We start from the raw sequence: 15,892 nt of genomic DNA, 5'->3' as shown, positions 1-15,892 counted from the left end.
CATGATCCTGCTCCTGTCGACGTCCGACACGGACCTGCTGAGCGCCCGCGCCTCCGGCGGCCCGGTCAGCTACCGCTACGCCAACCCTTCCCGGCTCCCCCTCGAAGACCTCCCGCCCCTGCTGGACGGCACCGACCTCGTGGTCGTACGCCTCCTCGGCGGCGTACGCGCCTGGCAGGACGGGCTGGACCAGGTGCTGGCCACCGGCCGCCCCGTCGTCGTCCTGACCGGTGAACAGGCCCCCGACGCACAGCTGATGGCCGCGTCGACCGTGCCCATCGGCATCGCGGCCGAGGCACACGCCTACCTCGCGCACGGCGGGCCCGCCAACCTGGAGCAGCTGGCCCGGTTCCTCTCCGACACCGTGCTGCTCACCGGCCACGGCTTCGAGCCGCCCGCCCCCGCCCCCGCCTGGGGGCCGCTGGAGCGGACCGCCCGGGAGGTCACGGGGCCGACTGTCGCGGTGCTCTACTACCGCGCCCACCACATGAGCGGCAACACCGCGTTCGTCGAGGCGCTCTGCAGCGCGGTCGAGGACGCGGGCGCCCGCCCCCTCCCGCTGTACGTCGCCTCGCTCCGCACCCCCGAGCCGGAACTCGTCGACCGGCTCCGCGCCGCCGACGCCATCGTGACCACGGTGCTCGCGGCGGGCGGCACCAAGCCCGCCACGGCCTCAGCGGGCGGGGACGACGAGTCCTGGGACGCGGGCGCCCTCACCGGCCTCGACGTACCGGTCCTCCAGGCGCTCTGCCTGACCAGCCCGCGCGCCGCCTGGCAGGAGAACGACGAGGGTGTCTCCCCGCTGGACGCGGCCACCCAGATCGCCGTCCCCGAGTTCGACGGCCGCCTGATCACCGTCCCGTTCTCCTTCAAGGAGATCGACGAGGACGGCCTGCCCGCGTACGTCGCCGATCCCGAGCGGGCCGCCCGGGTCGCCGGGATCGCCGTACGTCACGCCCGGCTCCGGCACATCCCGGCCGCCGCGAAGCGGATCGCGCTCGTCCTGTCCGCCTACCCGACCAAGCACTCCCGCATCGGCAACGCGGTCGGGCTCGACACCCCCGCGAGCGCAATCGCCCTGCTGCGCAGACTGCGCGCCGAGGGCTACGACTTCGGCCCCGAGGAAGAGATCCCGGGGCTGGTCTCCGGTGACGGCGACGAGCTGATCTACGCGCTCATCGAGGCCGGCGGCCACGATCAGGAGTGGCTCACCGAGGAGCAGTTGGCCCGCAACCCGGTCCGCATCCCCGCCGCCGACTACCGCCGCTGGTTCGCCACCCTGCCCGCCGAACTCCGCGAGGCCGTGGAGGAGCACTGGGGCCCGGCGCCCGGCGAGATGTTCGTCGACCGGTCCCGCAACCCCGAGGGCGACATCGTGCTCGCCGCCCTGCGCCGCGGCAACCTGCTGATCCTCATCCAGCCCCCGCGCGGCTTCGGCGAGAACCCGATCGCGATCTACCACGACCCCGATCTGCCGCCCTCGCACCACTACCTGGCCGCGTACCGCTGGATCGCGGCGTCCGCCGACGACAACGGCTTCGGCGCCGACGCGATGATCCACCTGGGCAAGCACGGCAACCTGGAATGGCTGCCCGGCAAGAACGCGGGCCTCTCCGCCGCCTGCGGCCCCGACGCCGCCCTGGGTGATCTGCCGCTGGTCTACCCGTTCCTGGTGAACGACCCGGGCGAGGGCACCCAGGCCAAGCGCCGCGTGCACGCCACCCTCGTCGACCACCTCGTACCGCCGATGGCCCGCGCGGACAGCTACGGGGACATCGCCCGCCTCGAACAACTCCTGGACGAGCACGCGCAGATCGCCGCCATGGACCCGGCGAAGCTGCCGGCGGTCCGGGCCCAGATCTGGACCCTCATCCAGGCCGCGAAGCTCGACCACGACCTGGGTCTTGAGGGCCGGCCGGAGGACGAGGGCTTCGACGAGTTCATCATGCATCTCGACGGCTGGCTCTGTGAGATCAAGGACGTCCAGATCCGCGACGGTCTGCACGTCCTGGGCGGCGCCCCGGCGGGCAAGGACCGCGTCAACCTCGTCCTCGCCGTCCTGCGGGCCCGTCAGATCTGGGGCGGCACGGCGTCGCTGCCCGGTCTGCGGGAGGCACTGGGCCTGGACGAGTCGGCGGCCACCCGCACCGCGGCCGACGCCGTCGAGGAGAGCGCCCGCGCACTCGTACAGGCGATGGAGGACGCGGACTGGGACCCGGCGGCGGTCGCCGGGGTGGCGGCCGGGCACCCGGGACCCGTGGCCGACATCCTCGACTTCGCCGCCCGGGAGGTCGTCCCCCGCCTCGCCGCGACGACCGACGAGCTCGACCACGCCGTCCACGCGCTGAACGGCGGCTTCGTCCCGGCGGGCCCGTCCGGCTCCCCCCTGCGCGGTCTGGTCAACGTCCTGCCGACCGGCCGCAACTTCTACTCCGTCGACCCGAAGGCGGTCCCTTCCCGCCTCGCCTGGGAGACCGGCCAGGCCCTCGCGGACTCGCTCCTGGAGCGCTACCGCGCCGACAACGGCGACTGGCCCACCTCCGTGGGCCTCTCCCTGTGGGGCACGAGCGCGATGCGCACCGCGGGCGACGACATCGCCGAGGCCTTCGCCCTGCTGGGCGTACGCCCCGTCTGGGACGACGCCTCCCGCCGTGTCACCGGCCTCGAACCGATCCCGTACGAGGAACTCGGCCGCCCCCGCATCGACGTCACCCTGCGCATCTCCGGATTCTTCCGGGACGCGTTCCCGCACACCATCGGCCTCCTCGACGACGCCGTACGCCTCGCCGCCTCGCTCGACGAGCCGGCCGAGCGGAACTTCGTGCGCGCCCACACCCAGGCCGACCTCGCCGAACACGGCGACGAACGGCGGGCGACCACCCGCATCTTCGGCTCCAGGCCCGGTACGTACGGGGCCGGGCTGCTCCAGCTCATCGACTCCCGCGACTGGCGCACGGACGCCGACCTCGCCGAGGTCTACACCGTCTGGGGCGGCTACGCCTACGGACGCGAGCTCGACGGACGCCCCGCCCGGGACGAGATGGAGAGCGCCTACAAGCGGATCGAGGTCGCGGCGAAGAACACCGACACCCGCGAGCACGACATCGCGGACTCGGACGACTACTTCCAGTACCACGGAGGCATGGTCGCGACCGTGCGCGCCCTCAAGGGCGCGGCCCCCCAGGCGTACATCGGCGACTCGACCCGCCCCGAGACGGTCCGCACGCGGACCCTGGTCGAGGAGACGTCCCGAGTCTTCCGCGCCCGGGTCGTCAACCCGAAGTGGATCGAGGCGATGCGCCGCCACGGGTACAAGGGCGCCTTCGAACTCGCCGCGACGGTCGACTACCTGTTCGGGTACGACGCGACGACGGGTGTGGTCGCCGACTGGATGTACGACAAGCTGACCGAGACGTACGTACTGGACCCGGAGAACCGCGAGTTCCTCCAGCAGGCCAATCCGTGGGCGCTGCACGGCATCGCCGAGCGCCTCCTGGAGGCCGAGTCCCGCGGTATGTGGGCCAAGCCCGACCCGGCCGTGCTCGAAGCCCTGCGCCAGGTCTTCCTGGAGACGGAAGGCGACCTGGAGGGCGAGGACTGAGCGCCGGGGGCGGGGGCCGGCCTCCGGTCGTACCCCCGTCCCGCACGGCCGCGACCGACGGGGTCGGGGCGAGGACGGGAACGCGCCGGTACGCCGGTGCCGTCCCGAGGTCAGCCGTGGTCGCCGATGCCGGCCATGAGCGCGTCGGCCGTACGCAGAAGAACGGCGCGGGCGTCGCTGCCGTCGAGGTATCCCCCGACCATCGCCCCGTCACGCGCCAGCAGCAGTGAGGCCGCGGCGGCGCCCGGGTCCGGGTGGCCTGCCGCGCGCAGCAGCCCGGCGAGGGTGTCGCGGAACCAGGTGCGGTGCTCGGCCACCAGCAGCCGGACCGGGTGGTCCGGGTCCGGGTACTCGGCCGCCGCGTTGATGAACGGGCAGCCCCGGAACCCGGGGCCGCACACCTCGTCGGCCAGCCATCCCATGACGGAGCCCACCTGGCCGCGAGGGTCGTCGGCCGCGGCGACGGCACGCTCGATGTCGGCGCGGATGGCGTCGTCGCGCAGCCGCAGGTAGGCGAGGACGAGGTCTTCCTTCGAGGGGAAGTGCCGGTAGAACGTCGCCTTGGTGACTCCGGCCGCCGCGATCAGCCGGTCCACGCCCACGGCGTGGATGCCGTCCGCGTAGAAGACGTCGGCCGCGGCGGCGACGAGCCGGTCGCGAGCCGCTGAGCGCGGGGGTGCTGCGGGCGGTGTCGGCTTCGCGGGCATGGACGCCACGTTAACAGACCGATCTGTCTCCTTGCGGCCTTGACAAAGGTCTCGGGCAGCCGCACTCTGTGGGAGACAGAACGGTCTGTCTTTCAGCTCCCGTCCGCCGGCCCCGCGTCCCCTCGGTGACGTACTCCGGTCCCGCGGGGTCGCCTGGGCCGGCCCCTGGTTCTGTCCCCCGTTCCTGTTCCGCAGCGCTACCGACCGAAAGAGGCCCGTCCCATGAGCGACTTCACGACCACCGACGGCACACGTATCCACTACAAGGACTGGGGCAGCGGCCGGCCCGTCGTCTTCAGCCACGGCTGGCCCCTCAACGCCGACGCCTGGGACGGCCAGTTGCGGCTCGTCGCGGAGAACGGCTTCCGGGCGATCGCCCACGACCGGCGCGGCCACGGCCGCTCCGACCAGCCCTGGCAGGGCAACGACATGGACACCTACGCAGACGACCTGGCGCAGCTGATCGACCACCTCGGCCTGGACGACGTGATCCTCGTCGGCCACTCCACCGGTGGCGGCGAAGTCGCCCGCTACATCGGACGGCACGGGACCGCACGGGTCGCGAAGGCCGTCCTGCTCGGGGCCGTACCTCCGCAGATGCTCAGGACCGACAGCAACCCGGAGGGCCTGCCCATCGAGGTCTTCGACGGCATCCGAGAAGGGGTACGGAGCGACCGCTCGGCGTTCTACCAGGCGCTGAGCGAGAGCTTCTACGGCGCGAACCGGCCCGGATCCACCGTCTCGCAGGGTGCGCGCGACGCGTTCTGGCTCATGAGCATGCAGGCGGGGCTCAAGGCGGCGTACGACTGTGTCGCCCAGTTCTCGGAGACCGACTTCACCCAGGACCTCGAGCGGTTCGGGGACGTCCCCACGCTGATCGCCCACGGTGACGACGACCAGATCGTGCCGATCGCCGACTCCGCCCACAAGGCGGCCCGGATCGTCCCGAACGCGACGCTGAAGGTCTACCCGAACGCCCCGCACGGTCTGACCGGCGCGTTCGAGGAGGCGTTCAACGCCGACCTGCTCGACTTCATCAAGCAGTAGGCGTCCACGGGCCGTTCGGGTCCGGGCCGCCGGGCCCGCGCGGTGCGGGGAGGGACGTTGCGTAGCCGCCTCCCCGCACCGCATCCACGCTCGGCGCACGGGTGACCGGTCTGGTTCCTCGCGCCGGGCGTCCGTGGGAGCGGGCGTTCCGTCCGGTGGAGCCGCAGTGGTCCCAGGGGAGCGGGTCCCTCCGGGACGGCCGGCGCGCGAGGAAGGCAGCGAGCCGGCCGTCGCGGACGAGGTCCCGCGGCACGCTCCCCGGGACGGATGCCTGGGGGCAGTACACCTGGACGGCAGCGGCGGGCTCGAGCGGCCGCGACGGTGAGCCGCGAGAAGGGCGGGCTCACCGGTGTCCGGCCCACCCTCGCCGGTCCGCAGGACCGACGCTTCGGCGCTGGCCGAAGGGTCCCACCCCTAGCGTCGCCCGCATGACCAGCACCTTTGACGACGTCACCCCGAACGCGGACACCTGCGCAGCCCTCAACGAGCCCCGCCCCGCGCTCGGCCCGGCCGCCCCGCTCGGCCCCGCTCCGGGCCCGGACAGCAGGGCCGCGCACAGCCTGACGACGGACACCCCGGCGACGGGTGTCACCACGGCGGATGTCGCGGGGGCGGATGCCGCAGGGCCCGACGACGGCACTCCGGTGACCGACGGCCGCGCCCCCGCAGAGGTGGTCACGGCCATGGTCGACCGCGTACTCGCCCTGGCCGCCACCTGGACCGGGTGGGACGGAGACCCCGTCCACACCGACGGCCGCGCCTACACCCCGCACAAGGCGATCCGCAGAGTGGCCGACCACCTGATCGACCACCTCGCCGAGCTGGAGGCGCGCCTCGCGGGGGAGGAGACGCAGCCCGACCACTGGCACGCGTCGGCGGTCACCACCCCCGCCGACCTCGCCCCCTTCACCCGGGACGACCTGGACGAGGCGCGCAGCCGGCTCACCAGGCTGGCCAGGATCTGGGCCGATCGCCTCGGCTCCCTGACCGCCGAGCAGCTCGACCGATCGCCCGGCACCGGATGGACCTTCCGCGCCCTCGCCTTCCACGTGGCGGAGTCCGCCTACTACGCCGACGCCCTCGGCGAACTCCCGCCCGCCGCACACGAACGTGGTCGACCGAACAACTGAAAGGCCGTCACGCGATACCCGGCGGGCGATACCCGTGCGCGCCACGACAGCTACGGCGCCTCGCCGGGGACTCGCGGTCACGCCGAACGTCCTGTGCTCCCACGACGGCCTCACCGCGCGGGACGTGGCGGCGTGGGCGTCGCCGGACGAGCATCGGCTCGCTCCTCCGCTCCTCCGCTCCCTCGCGCCTGTGCCGCCGTGGCGCGGGCCCGGACGTCCGCGCGGGACGCCCGGTGATCGGCCGGACGTACGCGTACGCGCGGGTCCGGGCCCGCGCGTCGCCGAGAGGGAGGCGCGGAACACCGGAAGGTGGCCCATGTGGCATTCCTCACAGGCAAAACACAGGTGTCGAAGGCAACTGCACCCTTTCGTCTTTTCTGTCTGTGCCGGGCGTGTGGTATCGGGCGGAACGGGTGAACAAACCGTGGGGGCCGCCGCTGCTCCGGCCATACGATCACTTCAGGCCGCCCATGCGTGTCCCACTCCGCTGCGGCCCCTTCTTCTCTTTTTTCGGACCCCGAAGGGCTCTTGTGAAGATTCGCCGGATTCTCGCCACCGCAGTTGCCGCCGCTGTGACCACTCCCGCGCTCCTGCTCTCGGTCACCCCCGCGTTCGCCGACGAAAAGCCGGCCGCGCAGACGCAGAACAAGCCCTCCATCGCGGAGTTGGAGAAGGCCGCCGCCGCGGCACAGACGGCGTACGACGCCGCCGTAGCGGCCCAGAAGGCCGCCGAGGCGGCTGTGGACGCAGCCGCGTCGGCGACCGCGCCCCTCTTCCTGGCCGCCAAGGCCGCCAAGGAAGCGGCCACGGCGGCCGACACCGCGAAGACCACCGCCGACCAGGCGGTCCTCGACGCCAAGGCTGCGCTCGAGGGCCTCCCGGAGACGGCCACCGAGGAGGAGAAGACCGCAGCGCAGACGAAGGTCACCGAAGCGGAGACCGCCGCCACGGCGGCCGACGAGGCCAAGACCGCCGCCGACGCCAAGGCCAAGGAAGCGCAGACCGCGCTCGACGACGACCGGGTCGCCGCGGTCCGCGCACTGGACGGGGCGAAGAAGGCAGCAGCGCAGGCGCTCGCCGACAAGACCGCCGCCGACGCCGCGCTGGCCAAGGCGAAGGAAGAGGAGGCAGAGGGCGGCGAGGAGCAGGACTGCGTCCCCGAGGCCAAGCTCACCACGGTCGTCACGGGCCTCCCGTCCACCGTCGTCGCCGGCACGAAGGTCAACTTCACGATGCGGGTGACCAACGGGACCGACAGGACCATGGACGAGGTGCTCCCGTTCGCCTACGTCCACGCGACGGACAAGAGCGGACTCAAGGACCTGGACAAGCTGGTCCGCCTGCAGTGGTCCAACGGCTCTTCCTCGGCGTGGAAGACCGTCGACAACGAGAACTACCTGGACGCCATCAGCCCGTTGAAGGCCGGCGCCCACGCCGACATCAAGATGCGGCTCGCGATCGACGCCTCCGCCCCCGCGGGCAACGGCATCACCTTCGTCGCCGGCGACTACTTCAACGACAACGGCACCTGCGGCGGGACCCCGGACCTCGAGGGCTACGAGTTCCTGATCGCCGCCGCGGGCAGCAAGCCCGGCAAGGTCCCGGACGCGACGCCCAGCACGACCAAGCCGAACACCTCGGGCGTCAAGCCGCAGAGCGGTGCGTCGCCCCGCCCGGTGAGCGGCAGCCTCGCCGCGACGGGCTCGTCCTCCGCGACGTCGCAGATCGCCCTCGCGAGTGGCGCGGCCCTGGCGATCGGTGCGGGCGCGATGTTCGTCGTGCGTCGCCGCAAGGCCGGCTCCCAGGCCTGACGCACGGGGCGGGACGCCGGCCCGGCACCCCGCCCCGCGCGCTGACCGTTCTGCGGGCCCGGCACCGAACGGTGCCGGGCCCGCAGGCATGTGCGCGGGCGGTGCGCGACGTGGGCCCCCGCCTCGGCCGGAACGGTCAGGAATCAAGAAGCGCGCCCGGTGGGTCGCGCATAGCTTCGTCGCATGGCTTCCCTCAACTCCGTCATCCTCGAAGCGGCCGACCCCGACGCCGCCGACCGCTTCTACCGCACCGCCTTCGGCCTGGACACCCAGGTACGCGTACGGGCGGGCGAGTCACCGACGACCGGCTTCCGCGGCTTCACGCTCTCTCTCACGGCGTCCCAGCCGGCGGATGTCGACGCCATCCTCGGCGCCGCCCTCGACGCCGGGGCCACACCGGTCAAGCCGGCCAAGAAGTCGTTCTGGGGCTACGGGGGTGTCCTACGGGCCCCCGACGGCGCGCTCTGGAAGATCGCGACCTCGGCGAAGAGGAACACGGGCCCGGCCACCCGGCGGACCGACCGGTTCGTGCTCCTGCTGGGGGTCGAGGACGTGATCGCGACCAAGCGCTTCTACACCGGGCGCGGGTTCGTCGTGGGAAAGAGCTTCGGCCGTAAGTACGTCGAGTTCGCGACGCCACCGGACTCGGTCAAGCTGGCGCTCTACGGCCGACGTGCGCTCGCCAAGGACGCGGGCGTCGACCCCGAGGGCACCGGATCGCACCGCCTGGCGATCGGCGCCGACGGCGGGCCGTTCACCGACCCGGACGGATTCGCCTGGGAGAGGGACGCGCGGTGACACGGGCCCGTTGAGGGGCGCCGTGCCGCCGTCGTCCGGACCGGCCCACGCGTCCGGCACGACTGGGCAACCCCGGTGCCACGTGGCACGATCGCACAGGTGAGCAGCAGACCCGCCACCGCGCAGCGCCTGAGCGACCTCGCGCGGCTGCGCCGCGTCCGCGACCGGATCGACCGGGAGTACGCGCAGCCGCTGGACGTCGAAGCCCTCGCCCGGGGCGCGCACATGTCGGCGGGGCACCTCAGCCGGGAGTTCCGCCAGGCCTACGGCGAGTCGCCGTACAGCTACCTCATGACCCGCCGTATCGAGCGGGCGATGGCGTTGCTGCGCCGGGGCGGTCTCAGTGTCACCGAGGTCTGCTTCACGGTCGGCTGCTCGTCCCTGGGCACGTTCAGCACGCGGTTCACCGAGCTGGTCGGCATGCCGCCCAGCACCTACCGGCGGCTGGCGGCGCAGGCGACCGAGGGGCTGCCGTCCTGTGTGGCGAAGCAGGTCACCAGACCGGTCAGGAATCGAGAAGCGCGCGCCGCGCAGCCGGATTAGCGTGACTGCCATGGACATCACCATTCACACGAGCGTTCTTCCGCACGACGACCCTGAGGCCGCCCTCGCGTTCTACCGCGACATCCTCGGTTTCGAGGTCCGCAGCGACGTCGGGTCCGGCGCGATGCGCTGGATCACGGTCGGCCCCGCCGGCCAGCCCGGGACGTCCATCCTCCTCGCGCCCCCGGCCGCCGATCCCGGGGTCACCGACGACGAGCGCCGCACCATCACCGAGATGATGGCCAAGGGCACCTACGGCTGGATCCTGCTGGCCACCGAGGACCTCGACGCCACGTTCGAACGGGTGCAGGCAGGCGACGCCGAGGTGGTCCAGGAGCCGACCGAGCAGCCGTACGGCGTGCGCGACTGCGCCTTCCGCGATCCCGCGGGCAACCAGATCCGCATCCAGGAACTGCGCTGAGCCCTCCGCCGCGGCGGTGACCGGCGCCCGGGGCGTGAGCGGCCGACGGCATACGCCCCGGGCCCTGCGACACGCTTCCGGGCCGCTGCGCCGGTGCCCCTTTTCGCGTGACCACGTCTCCACAGCATGTAGTGAATTGCGAAATTCAGCAATTCACTACATGCTGTGAGGGCTGCGCGGGCAGGTGGCCCGGCGCGGTGCCGAGCGAAGCCCCGGGCTGTCGGGGGCGGTGAAGGGAGCCGTGACCATGCCGGTTCCGCTGTATCAGGCCAAGGCCGATTTCTTCCGGATGCTCGGGCACCCCGTGCGGATACGGGTCCTGGAGCTGCTCCAGGACGGCCCGAAGCCGGTTCGTGAGCTGCTGGCGGCGATCGAGGTGGAGCCCTCGGCGTTGTCCCAGCAACTGGCGGTGCTGCGTCGCTCGGGCATCGTCTCCTCCGCGCGTGAGGGTTCGACGGTGGTGTACGAGCTGGCGGGCGGGGACGTGGCAGAGCTGATGCGGGCGGCACGACGGATCCTGACCCACATGCTGGCCGGGCAGAACGAGCTGCTCGCCGAACTGCGGGAAGCCGAGGTGCCGGCGCGGTGAGCGGGTCGCTCGCCCGGTCGTGGGGCCGGGTGCGGTCGCTGCTGCCCGTCCGTGCGGACTTCGCCCTCATGGCCCGCGATCCGCGCCGTGACGTGCTCGCCGGCCTGACCGTCGGGATCGTGGCGTTGCCGCTCGCGCTCGGCTTCGGGGTCTCCTCGGGCCTGGGCGCCGCGGCGGGACTGGCCACCGCCGTCGTCGCCGGTACGCTCGCGGCGCTGTTCGGCGGCTCCAACCTCCAGGTTTCCGGTCCGACCGGCGCCATGACGGTGGTGCTGGTGCCGATCGTTGCCCGGTACGGCCCCGGCGGGGTGCTCACGGTCGGGCTGATGGCCGGTGTGCTGCTGATCGCGCTGGCCCTGCTGAAGACCGGCCGGTACATGCGGTACGTCCCGGCGCCCGTGGTGGAGGGGTTCACCCTCGGCATCGCGTGCGTGATCGGCTTGCAGCAGGTCCCGAACGCCCTCGGGGTCGCCGCACCCGACGGCGACACGGTCCTGGTGGTGGCCTGGCGGGCCGTCGAGGAGTTCGCGCGGACCCCCAACTGGACCGCGGCCGCCCTGACGCTCGCCGTGGCGGCCGTGATGCTGCTCGGCGCCCGGTGGCGGCCCACCGTCCCGTTCTCGATCGTGGGCGTCGTCGCCGCCACACTGGCGGCCCAGCTCTTCCACCTGGACGCGGCGGTACCGATCGGCGACCTGCCGTCCGGGCTGCCCGCGCCGTCGCCGGCCTTCCTCGACCTGTCCGCACTGGGTTCGCTGCTTGCCCCGGCCGTGGCCGTCGCCGCGCTCGCGGCGCTGGAGTCGCTGCTGTCGGCCACGGTCGCGGACGGCATGACGGTGGGGCAGAAGCACGACCCGGACAGGGAACTCTTCGGGCAGGGCATCGCGAACCTGGTCGCCCCGCTGTTCGGCGGCGTACCCGCCACCGCGGCGATCGCCCGCACCGCCGTCAACGTCCGCAGCGGCGCGGGGTCCCGCCTCGCCGCCCTGAGTCATGCCGCCGTCCTCGCGGTGATCGTGTTCGCCGCTGCTCCTCTCGTCTCCAGGATCCCGCTGGCCGCGCTCGCCGGGGTGCTGCTGGCCACGGCGATCCGCATGGTCGAGGTCGGCGCTCTGCGGGCGATGGTCCGGGCGACCCGCCCGGACGCGATCGTGCTGGTGCTGACCGCGGTCGCCACGCTCGCCCTGGACCTCGTCCGCGCCGTCATCATCGGCCTGGTCGTCGCGGGCGCACTGGCGCTGAGGGCGGTCGCCCAGCAGGCCCGGATGGACCGTGTCGACTTCACGGCCGACCTGCCGGGCGAGCACAGCGAGGAAGAACACGCGCTGCTGGCCGAGCACATCGTCGCCTACCGCATCGACGGGCCGGTGTTCTTCGCCGGTGCCCACCGCTTCCTCCTGGAGCTGGCCGAGGTCGCCGACGTCCGCGTGGTGATCCTGAGGATGTCGCGGATCACGACGATGGACGCCACCGGGGCCCTGGTCCTCAAGGACGCCGTGGAGAAGCTGAACCGGCGCGGCATCGCCGTACTGGCCTCCGGCATACGACCCGGCCAGCGGCGTGCCCTCGCCTCGGTCGGCGCGCTGGACCTGTTGGGCCGGGAGGGCCGGGAGTACGCCACGACACCGGAGGCGATCGCCGGGGTGATCCGCGGTGGGTACCGGCACCTCGAAGTCTGGAAGTGCGTACCAAGCAACGAACGCCACTGCCTCATCAGTGAGGGTGCCGGCCACTGTGGCGCGATTCACGCAGACTGGTTCGTGCCCGCACTGTGCCTCCCGGAGAAGAAGCCGGTCTTCATCGAGGACTTAGTCCTGCAGAGCGCCACTGGTGAGAGCGTCCCGGTCTACGTGCCCAACCGAGGAAGCGGCCGTGCCGGTCGGCACATGTGGGTCTCGGGACTGCGCGCTGTGGCAGGAGCTCATCGGTGAGAAGACGCCTCTGCCCGCGGCCCCGGCCGAAGAGGAGGACGATGTGATCAGCTTCGCCGAGCAGGAAATCGACCGCGCCTGCCGAGCAGGGGAGGAGGGTTGGTTCGTCAGCGACGGCCGGCCCATCCGTGACCTGGACCAGCCGACCGGTGGCTTCACGCTTCCCCGCATGCCGGTCCAGCGCTCCCGCGACCCGTTGCAGATCACCATCGTGGAACGCGCCGCCGCCTCTGCCGCTCTGGGATGCCCGCCGTGGGAGCTCGGGCTGTGCGCTGGCTGCGGCCAGATGATGCGGCGCTACGGGCTGAACGCCGCCATGTACTGCAACGTGTGCCGGTCCGTCCTCAACGGGCGATAGCCGGAACTGCAACCAAAACTGCAACCACATACGTCGAAGGGCCCCGCAGCAAGCTGCGGGGCCCTTCGACGTATTGCCCGGTGAGAGCAATGGCGGAGGATACGAGATTCGAACTCGTGAGGGGTTGCCCCCAACACGCTTTCCAAGCGTGCGCCCTAGGCCACTAGGCGAATCCTCCGCCGCAAACAATACAAGACGTTGGAGGGTGCTCGCGAACACCTTCCCCGGAGATCGTTCCGGGGGGCTTCGCCGGCCGGTTCCGGCGGGGAGCGGGTGGACGGCGGGGGGCGGGGATCGGTTAAGGTGGGCGTCAGCCCCTCACGTGGCGCTATCTGACTGAACTCCCCCAGGGCCGGAAGGCAGCAAGGGTAGGTCGGCTCTGGCGGGTGCGTGGGGGGCCCTTGCGTGTCCGGGGGTGCGGGTCCCGTCCGGTATCACATCCAGGGCGGGGCCGGTTGTCGGTCCGCCCCGATAACCTCGTAGATGTGTCGTCCCTTGCGCTGTACCGCCGCTATCGCCCCGAGTCCTTCGCCGAGGTCATCGGTCAGGAGCATGTCACTGACCCGTTGCAGCAGGCCCTGAGGAACAACCGGGTCAATCACGCGTACCTGTTCAGCGGGCCGCGTGGCTGCGGGAAGACGACCAGCGCGCGCATTCTCGCCCGCTGCCTGAACTGCGAGCAGGGCCCGACACCCACGCCGTGCGGGGAGTGCCAGTCCTGCCGGGACCTCGCGCGCAACGGCCCGGGTTCGATCGACGTCATCGAGATCGACGCCGCTTCCCACGGTGGCGTGGACGACGCCCGTGACCTGCGGGAGAAGGCGTTCTTCGGCCCTGCCTCGAGCCGGTACAAGATCTACATCATCGACGAGGCGCACATGGTCACCCCGGCCGGGTTCAACGCCCTGCTGAAGGTGGTCGAGGAGCCGCCGGAGCATCTCAAGTTCATCTTCGCGACCACGGAGCCCGAGAAGGTCATCGGCACGATCCGGTCGCGCACGCACCACTATCCCTTCCGGCTGGTTCCGCCCGGGACGCTGCGGGGCTACCTCGCGGAGGTGTGCGGCAAGGAGAACAGCTTCGTCGAGGACGGGGTGCTCCCGCTCGTCGTGCGTGCCGGTGCAGGGTCCGTGCGTGACTCGATGTCCGTCATGGACCAGTTGCTGGCCGGGGCGGGCGACGGCGGTGTGACATACGCCATGGCGACCTCGCTCCTCGGATATACGGACGGCTCCCTGCTCGACTCCGTCGTGGACGCCTTCGCGGCGGGTGACGGGGCTGCGGCCTTCGAGGTCGTGGACCGGGTGATCGAGGGCGGCAACGACCCGCGGCGCTTCGTCGCCGACCTGCTGGAGCGCCTGCGCGACCTGGTGATTCTGGCCGCGGTGCCCGATGCCGGGGACAAGGGGCTCATCGACGCCCCCGCCGACGTGGTCGAGCGGATGCAGGCCCAGGCGGCCGTCTTCGGCGCCGCGGAGCTGAGCAGGGCGGCCGACCTGGTCAACGAGGGACTCACGGAGATGCGCGGGGCGACCTCACCGCGGCTCCAGGTGGAGCTGATCTGCGCCCGGGTGCTGCTGCCCGCCGCCTTCGACGACGAGCGTTCGCTCCAGGCCCGGCTGGACCGCCTGGAGCGTGGGGCGTCCTTCGCCGCCGCCGGGGCTGGGCCCGCCATGGGATACGTGCCCGGGCCCGAGGGCCACGCGGCCGGTGCGGGGCTGCCGGGCGGCGGTCCCGCCGCAGCGCGTGCGGCCGTGCGCGGCGAGGCGCCCGCCGGCGCCCCTGCCGGCCTGCCGCGTGACGTGGCCCCCGCCCCCGAGGTGCCGGCTGCTGTACCGCCGGCCCAGCAGCCCGTGCAGCAGCCCCGTGAGGAAACAGCGCCCGCCCAGCAGTCTCCGGCCGGGGCCCCGGCCGGAGGTCAGCGACCCGGGGCCTGGCCCGCAGCGGCGGGCCCGGGCGGTGGCGCGAACGGCTCGGACGCGGGCCGCCGGCCCGGTGGATGGCCCACCGCCTCCGCACCGGGAGGGACACCGCCCGCGCCCCCGCAGGCCGCCGCACCGGTCTCACCCGCTCCGGCCCCGGCCGCCCCCCAGGCGCCCGCGGCGGGCGGGCAGGAGATGGCGCAGGGCGCGGCCCAGGTCCGCGCCATGTGGCCGGACATTCTGGAGGCCGTCAAGAACCGCCGCCGGTTCACCTGGATCCTTCTCAGTCAGAACGCCCAGGTCACCGGCTTCGACGGCACCACACTGCAGATCGGGTTCCTGAACGCCGGCGCCCGCGACACCTTCTCGAGCAGCGGCAGCGAGGAGGTGCTCAAGCAGGCCCTCGCCGAGCAGTTCAACGCCACATGGCGGGTCGACGCGATCGTCGATCCGTCGGGCGGCGGCGGCCTGCCCCCGCAGACCGGCGGCGGAGGAGGGGGTCGTCCCCCGGCAGCCGCTCCGTACCAGCCCGCGCCCGCACCGCAGGCCGCGCCGTACGAACCGTCCCGGCCCGCCCCCGCGCAGCAGCAGCCACCGGCCCAGCAGCCGCCGTCCCCGCAGCCGGGGCGGCCCGAGCAGCAGGCCCACGAACGGCAGGCCCACGAACGGCAGGGATACGAACGGCAGGGATACGAAAGGTCCGCAGCCGAGCCGCCGCGTGCGGTCGCGCCCGAGGACGACACCGCAGAGGCGGACGACCCTGATCTGGTGGACTCCGCTCTCTCCGGTCACGACCTGATCGTCCGCGAGCTGGGGGCCACGGTGGTCGAGGAGTTCACCAACGAATAGGGGAGGTGTGGCCCGGGGCCCTGGCCAAGGAGCCTCACCCGGCAAGGACCCCGGAGCCTGTCTCCGGAGCTTGTCCCCGGAGCCTGTCCACGGAGCCTCGTCCGGTGGGCCCCAGGCCCAGTCCACGGAGCAGTTCCCGGTGAGGCCCTTGCATGTCCGTCCACGGAGCCTCGTCCGGTAAGACC

The 15,892-nt window shown here is 72.5% G+C and carries 12 protein-coding genes, 1 tRNA gene and 1 other RNA gene; 12 read left to right on the top strand and 2 right to left on the bottom strand.

Annotation, left to right across the window (positions count from 1 at the left end; genetic code table 11):
* The first annotated feature begins 1 nt into the window (after window position 1).
* Window positions 2–3,601: a cobaltochelatase subunit CobN gene (gene cobN / locus ACH4VO_RS29860; protein WP_360995065.1), complete on the top strand. Its 3,600-nt coding sequence runs from the start codon at window positions 2–4 to the stop codon at window positions 3,599–3,601.
* 110 nt (window positions 3,602–3,711) lie between these two features.
* Here cobN and ACH4VO_RS29855 read toward each other — a convergent pair whose 3' ends face one another.
* Complete coding sequence (locus ACH4VO_RS29855) at window positions 3,712–4,308, bottom strand: TetR/AcrR family transcriptional regulator (protein ID WP_360995068.1); 597 nt, start codon at window positions 4,306–4,308, stop codon at window positions 3,712–3,714.
* Between the two features lie 222 nt (window positions 4,309–4,530).
* Here ACH4VO_RS29855 and ACH4VO_RS29850 point away from each other — a divergent pair, with 222 nt between their 5' ends.
* From ACH4VO_RS29850 to ACH4VO_RS29810, 9 genes are all read left to right on the top strand, one after another.
* Window positions 4,531–5,355 carry an alpha/beta hydrolase gene (locus ACH4VO_RS29850; RefSeq protein WP_360995071.1) on the top strand — a complete coding sequence of 275 codons (825 nt, stop codon included), beginning with the start codon at window positions 4,531–4,533 and terminating at the stop codon, window positions 5,353–5,355.
* Window positions 5,356–5,783: 428 nt separating this feature from the next.
* Window positions 5,784–6,485, top strand: coding sequence for a hypothetical protein (locus tag ACH4VO_RS29845; protein WP_360995074.1), 702 nt, complete (start codon window positions 5,784–5,786; stop codon window positions 6,483–6,485).
* A gap of 530 nt (window positions 6,486–7,015) precedes the next feature.
* On the top strand, window positions 7,016–8,296 hold the full coding sequence (locus ACH4VO_RS29840; RefSeq protein WP_360995076.1) for an LAETG motif-containing sortase-dependent surface protein: 1,281 nt from the start codon (window positions 7,016–7,018) through the stop codon (window positions 8,294–8,296).
* A gap of 183 nt (window positions 8,297–8,479) precedes the next feature.
* Entirely contained in the window at window positions 8,480–9,094 is a 615-nt protein-coding gene (locus tag ACH4VO_RS29835; RefSeq protein ID WP_360995079.1) for a glyoxalase, read from the top strand.
* 99 nt (window positions 9,095–9,193) lie between these two features.
* A complete protein-coding gene (locus ACH4VO_RS29830; RefSeq protein WP_360995082.1) occupies window positions 9,194–9,637 on the top strand; it encodes a helix-turn-helix transcriptional regulator in 444 nt (147 codons plus the stop codon).
* A 10-nt stretch (window positions 9,638–9,647) separates the two neighbouring features.
* Entirely contained in the window at window positions 9,648–10,058 is a 411-nt protein-coding gene (locus ACH4VO_RS29825) for a VOC family protein (RefSeq protein WP_360995084.1), read from the top strand.
* Between the two features lie 247 nt (window positions 10,059–10,305).
* Window positions 10,306–10,647, top strand: a complete 342-nt coding sequence (locus ACH4VO_RS29820; RefSeq protein ID WP_360995087.1) for a metalloregulator ArsR/SmtB family transcription factor — start codon at window positions 10,306–10,308, stop codon at window positions 10,645–10,647.
* Between the two features lie 68 nt (window positions 10,648–10,715).
* Window positions 10,716–12,578 carry a SulP family inorganic anion transporter gene (locus ACH4VO_RS29815; RefSeq protein ID WP_398441717.1) on the top strand — a complete coding sequence of 621 codons (1,863 nt, stop codon included), beginning with the start codon at window positions 10,716–10,718 and terminating at the stop codon, window positions 12,576–12,578.
* A 43-nt stretch (window positions 12,579–12,621) separates the two neighbouring features.
* Window positions 12,622–12,936, top strand: a complete 315-nt coding sequence (locus tag ACH4VO_RS29810; protein ID WP_360995089.1) for a hypothetical protein — start codon at window positions 12,622–12,624, stop codon at window positions 12,934–12,936.
* A gap of 90 nt (window positions 12,937–13,026) precedes the next feature.
* Here the strand turns inward: ACH4VO_RS29810 and ACH4VO_RS29805 are convergent.
* Window positions 13,027–13,114, bottom strand: a tRNA-Ser gene (locus ACH4VO_RS29805).
* Between the two features lie 131 nt (window positions 13,115–13,245).
* Between ACH4VO_RS29805 and ffs the strand changes: the two genes are divergently transcribed.
* Window positions 13,246–13,342: signal recognition particle sRNA small type (gene ffs / locus ACH4VO_RS29800), an RNA gene on the top strand.
* 79 nt (window positions 13,343–13,421) lie between these two features.
* On the top strand, window positions 13,422–15,707 hold the full coding sequence (locus tag ACH4VO_RS29795) for a DNA polymerase III subunit gamma and tau (RefSeq protein WP_360995091.1): 2,286 nt from the start codon (window positions 13,422–13,424) through the stop codon (window positions 15,705–15,707).
* Window positions 15,708–15,892: the final 185 nt, after the last annotated feature.

Origin of the sequence: Streptomyces sp. NPDC020780, assembly GCF_044334475.1 — a bacterium.
Lineage (GTDB): Bacteria > Actinomycetota > Actinomycetes > Streptomycetales > Streptomycetaceae > Streptomyces.
Note: the sequence above shows the minus strand (reverse complement) of the source record. Positions and strands in the feature narration are given on the sequence as shown.

Coding starts and splice junctions, on each gene's coding strand:
- ACH4VO_RS29850 (WP_360995071.1), top strand. CDS start 4,531: ATGAGCGACTTCACGACCACCGACGGCACACGTATCCACTACAAGGAC.
- ACH4VO_RS29815 (WP_398441717.1), top strand. CDS start 10,716: ATGGCCCGCGATCCGCGCCGTGACGTGCTCGCCGGCCTGACCGTCGGG.
- ACH4VO_RS29825 (WP_360995084.1), top strand. CDS start 9,648: ATGGACATCACCATTCACACGAGCGTTCTTCCGCACGACGACCCTGAG.
- ACH4VO_RS29820 (WP_360995087.1), top strand. CDS start 10,306: ATGCCGGTTCCGCTGTATCAGGCCAAGGCCGATTTCTTCCGGATGCTC.
- cobN (WP_360995065.1), top strand. CDS start 2: ATGATCCTGCTCCTGTCGACGTCCGACACGGACCTGCTGAGCGCCCGC.
- ACH4VO_RS29835 (WP_360995079.1), top strand. CDS start 8,480: ATGGCTTCCCTCAACTCCGTCATCCTCGAAGCGGCCGACCCCGACGCC.
- ACH4VO_RS29855 (WP_360995068.1), bottom strand. CDS start 4,308: ATGCCCGCGAAGCCGACACCGCCCGCAGCACCCCCGCGCTCAGCGGCT.
- ACH4VO_RS29845 (WP_360995074.1), top strand. CDS start 5,784: ATGACCAGCACCTTTGACGACGTCACCCCGAACGCGGACACCTGCGCA.